Source organism: Phenylobacterium sp., from assembly GCF_030697925.1.
In the GTDB taxonomy this organism is placed as follows: Bacteria; Pseudomonadota; Alphaproteobacteria; order Caulobacterales; family Caulobacteraceae; genus Phenylobacterium.
This window is the reverse complement of the sequence record NZ_JAUYOJ010000059.1, coordinates 25,991-36,872: the sequence shown is the minus strand read 5'-3', so window position 1 is coordinate 36,872 and position 10,882 is coordinate 25,991. Positions and strand designations below refer to the sequence as shown.

Genomic DNA, 10,882 nt, shown 5'->3' with positions numbered 1-10,882 from the left:
TGGTCGTGGGTCGCCGAGATGATCTTGTCGAACGCCGTCGAGCGGTTGTTGTAGCGGTCCAGGTCCAGCATCGACTCGAAGTCGTCCGGCGCCACGGCGTCGTAGATGATGTCCTTGGTGATGTTGCCGTCGGCCGCCATGGGCAAATCCTCCTTCGGCAGGCGCGCGCGCTGGCGGCCCACGGTTTCCTCTTGGCTGAAGCCTCTCAAGAGAACGGTGATCAGTCAAGGAAAATGACGCCAGCGTCATCTTCCTGACCGCCGGTATCCTTGACGCCCCGCCATTCGTCTTGAGCAGATGGACATGAGGGAGGAGCGGCGATGACCGACCCGATCACGGACGACACCTCGCGCGCCCTGCGCACGGCCTGGTTCGACTATCTGGACACCATCGAGCCGCTGCGCCCGGCCCTGCATGCCTACGGCCTGAAACTCACCGGCGACGTCTGGGACGCCGAGGACCTGGTGCAGGACACCCTCCTCAAGGGCTTCGCCATGATCGGCCGCGGCGACTTGCACGGGCCGGGCAGCCCGGTGGCCGATCCCAAGGCCTATCTGTTCCGCACCGCCACCAATCTCTGGATCGACCGGGCGCGCCGGGCCGCGCGGGAGCGGGCCTGGCTGGGCGAGCCGCTGGCGCAGACGCCACCCTCCGATCCCGACGCAGCGCGCCAGGGCGCGGAGGCGCTGTTCTCCGCCGCCTCGCCCCAGGCGCGGGCCGCGGTGGTGCTGAAGGACGTGTTCGACTTCACCCTGGAGGAGATCGCCGACCAGCTGCGCACCACCGTGGGCGGGGTGAAGTCGGCCCTGCATCGCGGGCGGGCGGCGCTGGCCGCCGCGCCACCCGATCCGCCGCCCCGGGACGGGCCGTCCCAGGCCCTGGTGGAGCGGTTCATCGCCGCCTTCAATTCCCGCGACGTGCCGACGCTCACCGCCGTGCTCACCGAGGCCTGCTCGATCGAGGTTCCCGGCGTCGGCGGAGGCCGCGGCCGGCGTGGGGGCTGGGCGGAGGCCAGCGTCGGCCATACGGGCGCGCGGCTGGAGGCGGGAGTCTATCGCGGCGAGCCGGTCGTGCTGTTCTTCAACGACGCCGGCCGGCTCTACGACATCGTGCGGCTGGAAGGCGATGACGACCTGGTCAGCCGGATCACCAACTACTGCTACTGTCCCGACACCCTGAAGGCGGTGGCCGCGGAGCTGAGCCTCGAGGTCTCGCTGCTGGGCTACCACCAGCCCCCCCAGATCCTCACCCGCATGATCGCCACCACCACCCTGCCCTGGGGCGAGGGGATGAAGCTGCACTAATCCGCCGCCGCCTCGATGGCGTGGATGTCGTCGTCGGAGAGGCCGAAATGGTGGCCGATCTCATGGACCAGGACGTGGGTCACCAGGTCTTCAAGGCTGACGTCGCCACGCTCGGCCCACTCGTCGAGGATCGGGCGGCGATAGAGGAAGACCCGCGAGGGGCCGGGACTGGGGTCGAAGACCGAGCGATGGCCGAGGTCGACCCCGTGATAGAGGCCGGTCAGCTCGAAGGCGTCGGGGATCCCCAGCTCGTCCAGGACGTCTTCGGCGGCGAAATCGTCGACGCGGAACACCACCTCGCCGGCCATGTCGCGGAAACCCTTGGGCAGGGCGGCGAAGGCGGCTTCGGCGATGGCCGCCAGGTCATCGAGGGACGGCGCGCGACCGCGGTACGGATCATTCATCGGGCACGATGATATGCGGCGACTCGGGAAGGCGCGCCTCGAAAAGCCCGATGTCCAGCGGCTGTTGCGGCTTGACCGCCTGCAGCGGCTGCTGGGTCAGGGCGCGGACGGTCTCCGGATCGAGGCTCTGACGGCCCTTGCGGCGGGCCTGGCGCGCCTGGGGCGTTTCCGGCCGGACGATGGGCGCGGCGCCGATCCGCCAGTAGGAAACCATCAGCCGCCAGGTGGTGGGCGGCGGGGCCTTGGCCTGCGGCCAGCGGCGGCCATCCTGATAGCTGGGCTGCAATGGCGCGGGCGCGCGGGCGCGGGTCGCCGCCACCGTCTCGGTCAGGCGCAGGAAGCGGTCCTCGGGCGGCAGGCTGGCCGTTCGGCCCGGACGCTCGTCCTCCAATCGTCCGGCATAGGCGTCGAGCGCCGCTTCGCGGGTGGCGAACCGAGGTCCGGCGGCCTCGACGACGAAGGCCACGGGCTCCCCGGCCAGGGCCTGCGCCTCCCGTTCGCGCGCCGCGCGCGCCAAGGGAGCCGAAAGCGCCTGTTCGGCGTTGGCCGCCACGGGGTAGAGGATCGCCGTCATGGTTGCGATCATCGCCGAAAACACAGGACCGGAATATGGTGATCGGATGATTCGCTGTCGACGAGGACGGGCGTCGATGGAACGCCGATGAGCGAGCACGAGCTCATCCTTGCCGCGGCGGCGGGCGCCGTCATGCTGGCCATCTGCGCCACCCTGCTGGCCCTGGCCCAGCGACGGCAGGGCGAGGCGCGGATCGCGGCCCTGCGCCAGAAGATCGCCGGCCTGGAACTGGGCGCCGAGGCCGCCCAGGCCTCGGCCGAGGCCTTCGATTCCGCCCTGCTGGCTGTCCAGGACGGCCACGCCCTGCTGGCCTCCGGCGAGGAGAGCCTGGCGGTCTGCGTCACCGCGCTCGGCCTGCTCAACGCCGACCCCCAGGCCGTGATGGCCGCGCTGATGCGGGCCGATCCCGACCATGCCCGACGGCTGCGCGCCCTGTTCGAGCGCGGCGAGGCCTGCGCCTTCGAGGTGCGCGGGCCGGCCGGCGTTGTGGCCGTGGAAGGCCGCGCGGCCGGGGCGCTCGCCTGGCTGCGGCTCTCGGCGATCATCGGCGAGGATGCGGGCCTGCCCACCGCGCCGCGCTTCGCCGCCTTCCTGAACGCCCGGGCCACCCCGGCCTGGATCGCCGCGGCCGACGGGGCGCCGGTCTGGGTGAACGGCGCCTGGCTGGCGGCGGCGGGCGTGACCGACCTCGACGAGGCCGCCGCCAAGAACGCGACCTTCGACCGGGCGGGCGACGCGCTCGCCAGCGAGGCCGCCAATCTGGGCCAGAAGCGCGAGACCCTGCGCTGGACCAGCCTGGACGGGCGCCGCCGCGCCTTCCAGATCACCGCCCAGCCGCTGGAAGGCGGCGGAGTCGGGGTCTGGACCGAGGACGTCACCGAGGCCGAGGAGATGCGCGAGCTTCTCAGGCGCCAGCTCGCCGCCCACGACGAGACCCTGAACCACATCGCCGACGCCGTGGCGATCTTCGGCGAGGGCAAGAAGCTCATCTTCCACAACACCGCCTTCGCCGAGCTGTGGGGGCTGGAACCCGCCTGGCTGGCCGAACTGCCCACCCATGGCGAGATCCTGGACCGGCTGCGCCAGCGCCGCCGGCTGCCGGAGACCGTCAACTACGACAAGTGGAAGGCTGCCGAACTCGACCGCTACGAGGACGTCGCCTCGGCGCCCGACGACCTGTGGAGCCTGCCTGACGGCCGGACCCTGCGGGTGGTTCGCCAACCTCACCCCATGGGCGGAGTGGTGCTGCTGTTCTCCGACATCACCGGCGAACTGAAGCTCAAGGCCCAGTACAACGCCCTGATCCAGGTGCAGCAGGCCACGCTCGACAAGCTGAACGACGCGGTGGCGGTGTTCGGGTCGGACGGCCGCCTGCGGCTGCACAATGAAGCCTTCGAGCGGTTCTGGAACATCACGCCGGCGCAGCTGGACCTGGCCCACGACTTCGAGGGCGTGGTCGAGCTCTGCATCCCGCGCCTGCACGACATGGGCTTCTGGCGCGAGTTGAAGGGCCGGGTGGCCGACACCGATCCCCAGGCGCGCGCGCCGATCTCCGGCGAGGTGAAGACCTCGGACTCGCGCATCGTGGTCTATCAGAGCCGGCCGCTGCCCGACGGTGCGACCCTGATCGCCTTTGCCGACGTCACCGACGCCCGCAAGCTGGAGAGCGCGCTGGCCGACCGCTCCGCGGCGCTCGCCGACGCCGAGCGGCTGAAGCGCGACTTCGTGGGCAACGTTTCCTACGAGCTGCGCACCCCGCTCACCACCATCATCGGCTATTCCGAGCTGCTGGAGCGCTCGGGCGAGAACCTGTCGGAGCGCGGGCGCGGCCACGCCGCGGCGGTGCGCACGGCCGCCACCCAGCTCGCCCGCTCCATCGACGACGTTCTGGACATGGCCCAGATCGACGCCGACGAGATGGCGCTGGACCTCGACGACGTCCGGGTCGCCGACCTGCTCAGCCAGACGGCCGGCCGCTGGACCCCCGAGGCGGAGGCCGCTGGGGTGACCATCAAGGTCGAGCATGCCGAGGACATCGGCCTGATCCGCGGCGACATGAAACGCCTGACCCAGGCGCTCGACCACCTGACCGAGAACGCCATCCGCCAGACCCCGCCGGACGGCCTGGTGACCATCGCCGCGCGCCGCGCCCAGGGCGAGATCCAGCTGCAGGTGAGCGACACCGGCCGCGGCATCCCGTTCCACGTCCAGGCGCACATCTTCGACCGCTTCATCGGCCGCGAGCGTGGCGGGCCGGGCCTGGGCCTGGCCCTGGTCAAGGCCCTGGTGGAGCTGCATGGCGGCTGGGTGGCCCTGGAGAGCGAACCGGGCGCCGGCGCCACCTTCACCTGTCACCTGCCCGAAACCGCCCAGGGCGCGGCGGGACACCCCGAGCTAAGCTTCTAGCGCGGCGCTCCTTTTCGTCCCCCATGACCAACGGGAATGGGGGAGGGGGACCGCGCCGCAGGCGTGGTGGAGGGGGCGAGACTGGGCTCTGAGCTTGAGGCCGCCCCCTCCACCGCCTTCGGCGGTCCCCCTCCCCCGTAACCGGGTGAGGAAAAGGAGCCCCTATCCCCGCAACGCGCGGCGCGACCAGCCGGAATAGGTCATGGTCGCGGGGGCCGGCGCCTGGGCGTAGGCATAGCCGGTCAGGCCCGAGCTGCTCTCCAGGTGCGGACGGACCATGGCGCCCGGCGGCGCCTGCAGCCGGAAGCGCCAGCCGACCGGGCTGTTGGCGGCGTTGGGGAAGGCGGCGAGCACGTCGGGGCGTTCGCGGTCGGGAACCACGCTCAGGGCATGCCGCCCGTCCACGTGGACGCTGACCCGGGAGATCTCGCGGCCCGGCGTGCGCTCGATGGCCCAGCCGGCGTAGTCGGTCTCGCCCGTGGGCAGCAGGGTGGCGCTATCCATCCGCTGGACACTTGCGGAGCAAGGTCGGATGAGGGGTCTCTCAGAACTCCGAGACTAGCTTCGGCCGGAGGACGGATAGGGCCATCGACCCCTCATCCGCCAGGCTTCGCCCGCCACCTTCTCCCTCAAGGGGAGGAGGAAGCCAATAGCCGAGTGCGCCTAGTGCTGGCTCTCGGGCATGCGCACGACCAAGCCGTCCAGCTCGTCGGAGACCTTGATCTGGCAGGAGAGGCGGCTGTTGGGTTCGACGTTCTCGGCGAAGTCCAGCATGGAATCCTCCATGGCCGACTTCGCACCGGTCTTCGGCAGCCAGTCGCCGTCCACATAGACGTGGCAGGTGGCGCAGGCGCAGGCCCCGCCGCAGTCGGCGTCGATGCCCGGGATGTTGTTCTTCACCGCGCCTTCCATCACCGTCAGGCCGGTCTTCACGTCGATCGCGTGCTCGGTTCCGTCGTGTTCGACATAGGTGATCTTGGCCATTTACTCCCCTTCACCGCTTTTATGCGGCGACCTCTTTCATGGAAATGGATGGGTCCGCAAGCTTGTCGAGGTCGACCGGCTTGCGGTTGGCGATGAGCAATTTGCCCATCATGAACTCGGGCGGCGAGTTGATCGCCTCCACGGATTGGACCCGGTCGCCCTTCAGGTGGAAGACGGCGAACTTGGCGCTGGCGGGGTCGCCGCGCAGCAGTATGCGGTCCACGTCGAAGGCGTAGCCGGCGATCTGGAGCTTCAGGTCGTACTGGTCCGACCACTGCCACGGCACCTCGCCCGGCGGGGGCGCTCGGCCGACGATGGCGCTGGCGGCCTGCTTGGCCTGTTCCAGGGCGTTGGGCACGCTTTCCATGCGGAACATGCGCTCATAGATCGGCATCGGCCGGTGGGCCACGTCGCCAATGGCGAAGACCGAGCGGTCGGCGGTGCGCGCCTCCAGGTCGACGACGATGCCGCGGGCGGTGTCGAGGCCCGCCTCCTTGGCGATCTCGTCATTGGGCGCGGCGCCCACCCCGATCAGGGCGGCGTCGCAGGCGATGACCCGGCCGTCGGCCAGCTTCACCCCGGTGACATGGCCGTTCTCGCCCTCGAAGCCCGCCACCGTGGCGCCCAGTTCGAAGGTGACCTCATGGCGCCGGTGATAGTCGAGGAAGAAGGTCGAGAGGGGTTCGCAGGCGACGCGGGCCAGCAGGCGTGGCTCGCGCTCGATCACCACCACCTCGGCGCCCAGGGCGCGGCCGGACGCCGCCGCCTCCAGCCCGATATAGCCGCCGCCGATCACCGCCAGGCGCTTGCCGGGCCCGATGGTGGCCTTGAGGATCTCGGCGTCGGCCGCCGTGCGCAGCTCCAGCAGGCCGTCCAGATGCGCGCCCTCGACCGGCAGCTTGATGGCCCGGGCGCCGGTGGCGATGATCAGGAAATCGTAGGTCACCACATCGCCGGTGGAGAGGGTGACCTGCTTGGCCTCCCGCGCCAGCTTGACCGCCCGCGTGTTCGGCCGGAAGTCGATGTTGTGCTCGGCGTAGAATTCCAGGGGCTTCAGCGCCAGGGAATCGGCGTCAGCCTCCCCCTTCAGCCAGGCCTTGCTGAGCGGCGGACGCTGATAGGGCGGGATCGGCTCCTCGCCCACCAGGGTGATCGGACCTTCGTGCCCATACTGGCGCAGCAGGGCGGCCGCGGTGCCTCCCGCGTGACCGGCCCCGAGGATCACCACATGCGTGTCCGATTGGCTCATAGATGCCCCATGCAGAAAAGTGACGACGGCGTCAACTTCCCGAACACGGTTCGGATTGCATCAGCCTCCCAGGAAGAGAAGCCTCAGACGACGCGGTCGACCAGCATCTTCTTGATCTCGCCGATGGCCTTGGCGGGATTCAACCCCTTCGGGCAGACCTGGGCGCAATTCATGATTGTGTGGCAGCGGTAGAGCTTGAAGGGATCCTCAAGGTCGTCCAGCCGGTCGCCGGTCGCCTCGTCGCGGCTGTCCACGAGCCAGCGATAGGACTGCAGCAGGGCCGCGGGGCCCAGGTACTTCTCGCCGTTCCACCAGTAGCTGGGGCAGGAGGTCGAGCAGCAGGCGCAGAGGATGCACTCATAGAGGCCGTCGATCTTGGAACGGTCCTCAGGCGTCTGCAGCCACTCGGTCTGCGGCTCCGGGGTGGTGGTGTGCAGCCAGGGCTCGATGGAGGCGTACTGGGCGTAGAACATGGTCATGTCGGGGACCAGGTCCTTGATCACCGGCATGTGAGGCAGCGGGGCGATCTGGCACTGGGCGCCCGGGACCTCGTCATGGCCGTGGGTGCAGGCCAGCGTGTTGCGCCCGCCGATGTTCATGGCGCACGACCCACAGACCCCCTCGCGGCAGGAGCGCCGGAAGCTGAGCGTCGGATCGACGGTGTTCTTGATATGGATCAGGACGTCCAGGACCATCGGGCCGCAGGCGTCGACGTCCACGTCATAGGTGTCCCAGCGCGGGTTCTCGGTCCCCTCGGGATCGTAGCGATAGACCTTGAAGGTCTTGACCTTGGTCGCGCCGGCGGGGGCCGGATGGTGCTCGCCCCTCTGGACGCGGGAGTTCTTGGGAAGGCGGAGTTGGACCATCAGGCGCTGACCTTGAGCGGGGACGCGTGGATTGGAATGTGAGGGAAGATCATCGCCGAGACCTAGTAGACCCGCGCCTTGGGGGGGATGTAGGCGATGTCGTTGGTCATGGTGAAGCTGTGCACCGGCCGGTAGTCGATGGCGACCTTGCCCGTGGCGTCGTCGAACCAGGTCAGGGTGTGCTTCATCCACTCGCCGTCGTTGCGGTCGGGGAAGTCCTCGTGGGCATGGGCCCCGCGGCTTTCGGTGCGGTTATAGGCGCCTGCCACCGTAGTGATCGCCTGGCCGACCAGATTGTCGAACTCCAGGGTCTCGACCAGGTCGGTATTCCAGATCAGGCCGCGGTCGGTGACCTTAAGATCCGGTCGCTTGGCGTGGATGGCCTCCAGGCGCTTGACCCCCGAGGCCAGGCTGTCGGTGGTACGGAACACCGCGGCGTCATCCTGCATGGCCTTCTGCATCTCCAGCCGCAGGGCGGCGGTGGGCGTGCTTCCCGAGGCGTTGCGGAACTTGTCGAAGCGGGCCAGGTGGCCGTCGGTCATGGCCGGTTTCAGTTCGACCTGGGTCGCGCCGGCCTTGATGGTGTCGGCGCAGCGCAAAGCGGCCGAGCGGCCGAACACCACCAGGTCGATCAGCGAGTTGGAGCCCAGGCGGTTGGCGCCATGCACCGAGACGCAAGCCGCCTCGCCCACCGCCATCAGCCCCGGAACCACCTTGTCCGGATCGTCGCCCAGCCGGGTGACCACCTCGGAATAGAAGTTCGTGGGGATACCGCCCATGTTGTAGTGGACGGTCGGCAGGACCGGGATCGGCTCCCTGGTCACGTCGACGCCCGCGAAGATTTTGGCGCTCTCCGAGATGCCCGGCAGGCGCTCGGCCAGGATCTTTGGATCCAGGTGGTCGAGGTGCAGGAAGATGTGGTCCTTCTTCGGACCTACGCCCCGGCCTTCGCGGATCTCGATGGTCATGGCGCGGCTGACCATGTCGCGTGGCGCCAAGTCCTTCACCGATGGCGCATAGCGCTCCATGAAGCGCTCGCCCTCGGAGTTGGTCAGGTAGCCGCCCTCGCCCCGGGCGCCCTCGGTGATGAGGCAGCCGGCGCCGTAGATGCCGGTGGGGTGGAACTGCACGAACTCCATGTCCTGCAGGGGCAAGCCCGCCCGCAGCGCCATGCCGCCGCCGTCGCCGGTGCAGGTGTGGGCGCTGGTGGCCGAGAAGTAGGCGCGGCCGTAGCCGCCGGTGGCCAGGATCACCTGCTGGGCCTGGAACCGGTGCAGGGTGCCGTCGTCCAGCTTCCAGGCGGTGACGCCTCGGCAGACGCCCTCGTCCATGATCAGGTCCAGCGCGAAGTACTCGATGAAGAACTCGGTGTCCTTCGACAGGGCCTGGCCATACATGGTGTGGAGCATGGCGTGGCCGGTGCGGTCGGCCGCCGCGCAGGTGCGCTGGATCGGGGCCTCGCCATAGTTGCGGGTCATGCCGCCGAAGGCGCGCTGATAGATCTTGCCTTCCGGGGTGCGCGAGAACGGCACGCCCCAGTGCTCCAGCTCGTAGACCGCGGCGGGCGCGTTGCGGCACAGGTATTCGATGGCGTCCTGGTCGCCCAGCCAGTCCGACCCCTTGACGGTGTCGTACATGTGCCAGCGCCAGTCGTCCTCGCCCATATTGCCCAGGCTGGCCGAGATGCCGCCCTGGGCCGCCACGGTGTGGCTGCGGGTCGGGAAGACCTTGGTGATGCAGGCCGTCTTCAGGCCGGCCGCGGCGCAGCCCAGCGCCGCGCGCAGGCCGGAGCCGCCGGCTCCCACCACGACGACGTCGAACTTGTGGTCGATGAACTGATAGCTCGCCATGGGATCAGAGAGCGCCTCCCAGCGCGACCTTCAGGATGGAGAACACCGCCAGCGTGCCCGCGAGCGCGCAGACGAAGAGGTTGAGCAGCAGCAGGCCGGTCCGGCTGAGGGTTTTTTCGATATAGTCCTCGATGACCACCCGCATGCCGCCGTGCATGTGCAGGAAGCTGACCACCACCAGCAGGACCATCAAGGTCGGGTTCAGCGGCGAGGCGGTCAGCCAGGCCACGGCCCCGGCATAGTCGGCGCCGGCCAGCCGCAGGACGGCGAAGACGCCCCACAGCACCAGCGGCACCAGGGCCACGGCGGTGACCCGTTCGGAGATCCACTCCCCGACCCCGTGCTTGGCGGCGCCCAGGCCGCGGGCGCGGCCGAGCGGCGTGCGATAGCTGGCCATCAGAGCGCTCCGGTCATGAAGGCGATGGCCCAGATGGCCAGGGTCGCGGCGATGGCGAAGGCGATGCAGACGACCGCGCCAAGGCTGGCGGTCTGCGGCCTGTAGCCGAAGCCCAGATCCCAGATCAGGTGCTGCACGCCCTTGGCGAGGTGGAAGAAGGTCGAGAAGGTCAGGGCGAACATGGCCAGGAGCCCCAGCGGCGAGCCGATCACCGCCTGGAACGCCGCATAGGCTTCCGGCCCCGAGGCCAGGCAGACCGCCCAGGCCGCGAGGATCAGGCCGCCGCCATAGATGGCGCATCCGGTCACCCGGTGGGCGATGGAGGTCGCCATGGTCACGTGCCATCGCCAAATGCCGGTGAACGGCGAAAGCGGGCGTGCGCGGGGAGCGTCTGTCATGGGTGTTCCCGTCGGTGCGAAGCGGCTTCGCTTTTAAGCGCCCGACTCATAGTGTCAACGAACCGGCGGTCGGAAACGCGGGTCGTCCCGCGGCAGGGCGAAGGTGGGGCCGAGCGGCTGGACCACTCGGCGCAGGATAGCGTCGTCCACACCGAGCGACCGGCAGTATTGGTGCGGCGCTTCGGCGTCATCGGCGGCGATGAGGCTGAACATGCGGTCTTCGGTGGCCACACCACCGAACCAGACCACGCCGGCCTCGGCATAGGCGTCGACGGCCCAGCGGCAATGCAGCGCGACCTGGGCGGGGTCGGTGACATCGTAGCGCGGCGGAATCGGTCGCTCGAGGATGAAGGTGAGCACGGCGACCCTCCCTTAATTCGCATTCCGCGAAGTCTCTATCGTTCATCCTGTGGTCGCAATGCGCGAATGCTGTAGTCTTCCTTCGCGAAA

12 protein-coding genes and 1 pseudogene are annotated in these 10,882 nt (G+C 69.3%); 2 read left to right on the top strand and 11 right to left on the bottom strand.

The genetic code is table 11. The annotated features are described in order from the left end of the window. Positions 1–140: pseudogene (locus Q8Q88_RS05740) on the bottom strand (ferritin-like domain-containing protein); the annotation flags it as partial. Between the two features lie 180 nt (positions 141–320). Between Q8Q88_RS05740 and Q8Q88_RS05735 the strand changes: the two are divergent. Next, positions 321–1,304: an RNA polymerase sigma factor gene (locus Q8Q88_RS05735; protein ID WP_305674242.1), complete on the top strand. Its 984-nt coding sequence runs from the start codon at positions 321–323 to the stop codon at positions 1,302–1,304. Here the strand turns inward: Q8Q88_RS05735 and Q8Q88_RS05730 are convergent. Further along, entirely contained in the window at positions 1,301–1,708 is a 408-nt protein-coding gene (locus Q8Q88_RS05730; protein ID WP_305674241.1) for a metallopeptidase family protein, read from the bottom strand. The two genes, Q8Q88_RS05735 and Q8Q88_RS05730, sit on opposite strands and share 4 nt — an antisense overlap. After that, positions 1,701–2,282 carry a hypothetical protein gene (locus Q8Q88_RS05725; RefSeq protein ID WP_305674240.1) on the bottom strand — a complete coding sequence of 194 codons (582 nt, stop codon included), beginning with the start codon at positions 2,280–2,282 and terminating at the stop codon, positions 1,701–1,703. Before Q8Q88_RS05725 ends, Q8Q88_RS05730 begins: the two co-directional genes overlap by 8 nt. Before the next feature lie 87 nt (positions 2,283–2,369). Between Q8Q88_RS05725 and Q8Q88_RS05720 the strand changes: the two genes are divergently transcribed. Further along, on the top strand, positions 2,370–4,688 hold the full coding sequence (locus Q8Q88_RS05720) for an ATP-binding protein (protein ID WP_305674239.1): 2,319 nt from the start codon (positions 2,370–2,372) through the stop codon (positions 4,686–4,688). Positions 4,689–4,850: 162 nt separating this feature from the next. Here Q8Q88_RS05720 and Q8Q88_RS05715 read toward each other — a convergent pair whose 3' ends face one another. The 8 genes from Q8Q88_RS05715 to Q8Q88_RS05680 all read right to left on the bottom strand — a co-directional run bounded on the left by Q8Q88_RS05715 (position 4,851) and on the right by Q8Q88_RS05680 (position 10,792). Continuing rightward, a complete protein-coding gene (locus Q8Q88_RS05715) occupies positions 4,851–5,192 on the bottom strand; it encodes a hypothetical protein (RefSeq protein ID WP_305674238.1) in 342 nt (113 codons plus the stop codon). A 159-nt stretch (positions 5,193–5,351) separates the two neighbouring features. Continuing rightward, on the bottom strand, positions 5,352–5,672 hold the full coding sequence (locus tag Q8Q88_RS05710) for a 2Fe-2S iron-sulfur cluster-binding protein (protein WP_305674237.1): 321 nt from the start codon (positions 5,670–5,672) through the stop codon (positions 5,352–5,354). Positions 5,673–5,691: 19 nt separating this feature from the next. Then, entirely contained in the window at positions 5,692–6,921 is a 1,230-nt protein-coding gene (locus tag Q8Q88_RS05705; protein ID WP_305674236.1) for an NAD(P)/FAD-dependent oxidoreductase, read from the bottom strand. 83 nt (positions 6,922–7,004) lie between these two features. Continuing rightward, positions 7,005–7,787: a succinate dehydrogenase iron-sulfur subunit gene (locus tag Q8Q88_RS05700; RefSeq protein ID WP_305674235.1), complete on the bottom strand. Its 783-nt coding sequence runs from the start codon at positions 7,785–7,787 to the stop codon at positions 7,005–7,007. 62 nt (positions 7,788–7,849) lie between these two features. Further along, a complete protein-coding gene (gene sdhA / locus Q8Q88_RS05695; protein WP_305674234.1) occupies positions 7,850–9,637 on the bottom strand; it encodes a succinate dehydrogenase flavoprotein subunit in 1,788 nt (595 codons plus the stop codon). Between the two features lie 4 nt (positions 9,638–9,641). Further along, positions 9,642–10,034: a succinate dehydrogenase, hydrophobic membrane anchor protein gene (gene sdhD, locus Q8Q88_RS05690; RefSeq protein WP_305674233.1), complete on the bottom strand. Its 393-nt coding sequence runs from the start codon at positions 10,032–10,034 to the stop codon at positions 9,642–9,644. Beyond that, positions 10,034–10,432, bottom strand: coding sequence for a succinate dehydrogenase, cytochrome b556 subunit (sdhC, locus tag Q8Q88_RS05685; RefSeq protein ID WP_305674232.1), 399 nt, complete (start codon positions 10,430–10,432; stop codon positions 10,034–10,036). The genes sdhD and sdhC overlap by 1 nt, the downstream gene beginning before the upstream one ends. A 54-nt stretch (positions 10,433–10,486) precedes the next feature. Next, entirely contained in the window at positions 10,487–10,792 is a 306-nt protein-coding gene (locus tag Q8Q88_RS05680) for a hypothetical protein (RefSeq protein ID WP_305674231.1), read from the bottom strand. Positions 10,793–10,882 lie beyond the last annotated feature (90 nt).